This is a genomic window from Mesorhizobium sp. M1A.F.Ca.IN.020.06.1.1 (assembly GCF_004023265.1).
Classification (GTDB): Bacteria; Pseudomonadota; Alphaproteobacteria; order Rhizobiales; family Rhizobiaceae; genus Mesorhizobium.
On record NZ_RZSR01001433.1, the window covers coordinates 1 to 994 of the forward strand.

Genomic DNA, 994 nt, shown 5'->3' on the forward strand with positions numbered 1-994 from the left:
CTCACAAACGAGCTTGGCGGCGTCGGAGGCGCCGAAAACCAGCCCTCACCCGGCCCCGGCAGAGCAGATTTTCAGTCAGTTCCGTCAGATCTCGACGAGATGGTCATCCAATTCATTGGTGTCGCCGGCGGTAACCGGGAAATGCTCGGCCAGCACCGCGCCGACCGATTCGATCGCCTTGGCGAAGCCGTCGGCGAGTCGGTCGTCGCCCGCGTGCTGTGTCAGGTCCCGCACCACGCCATCCCAGACATGCTGGCCGACCTTAGCATCGATGCCGCTGTCGGCAACGACCTCGGCATAGCGCTCGGCGATGGAGACGAAGATCAGCACGCCCGTCCTCGCCTGGGTGCGGTGGACGTTGCGGGCGAGAAATTGCTTCATCGCATTGGCATGCGCCGCCTGGTAGCGCAGCCGTTTCGGCACGAGGTGAATGCGCAAGCCGGGCAGCGCCCAGAGGAGCGCGAGCATGCAGCCAAACGCCAGAAGCTGAGCAAGTACGAAATGCGGCAAACGGATGGTCAGCCACAAGGCTTCCAGCCCGTAGGCCACTGCGAGGCTGACGACAATCGTGGCGAGTGCCGCCGCGAACGCGGCCGGGAAGAAATAGCCGTCGCTGGACCCCGCCACGACGCAGTATATCTCGCCGTCGGTCCTTGCTTCCGCGGCACGGATGGCACCGGCGATGCGGTCATGGTCCTCGGGGCTGATCGGTCGCGTTGCCATGGTTTCTCACCAGCTTCCAGAGGAGCCGCCGCCGCCCGACGAACCGCCGCCGCCGGAAAACCCGCCACCGCCGCCACCGGAGGACCAACCTCCACCGCCCGACGACCAGCCGCCGCCACCGGACGACCATCCGCCGGAGGATCGCCGGCTGGGCTCGAAGGTCATGCCGAGCCAGCGGTAGCGGCCGGGCCCGATCTTCTGGCCGAAGATCGGCGGCAGCACCGTCAGCGCGATGCCGCCGAAGAAGATCAGCGCCCAGATGGTGATGAAG

Annotated in this window: 1 protein-coding gene and 1 pseudogene; both read right to left on the reverse strand. The window is 66.6% G+C overall.

Going from position 1 to position 994, the window contains the following annotated elements; all coding sequences use genetic code 11:
* Nucleotides 1-84: 84 nt before the first annotated feature.
* Nucleotides 85-723, reverse strand: a complete 639-nt coding sequence (locus EOA60_RS34635) for a TPM domain-containing protein (RefSeq protein WP_095782645.1) — start codon at nt 721-723, stop codon at nt 85-87.
* Between the two features lie 6 nt (nt 724-729).
* Nucleotides 730-994 (reverse strand): annotated as a pseudogene (locus tag EOA60_RS34640) (hypothetical protein); the annotation flags it as partial.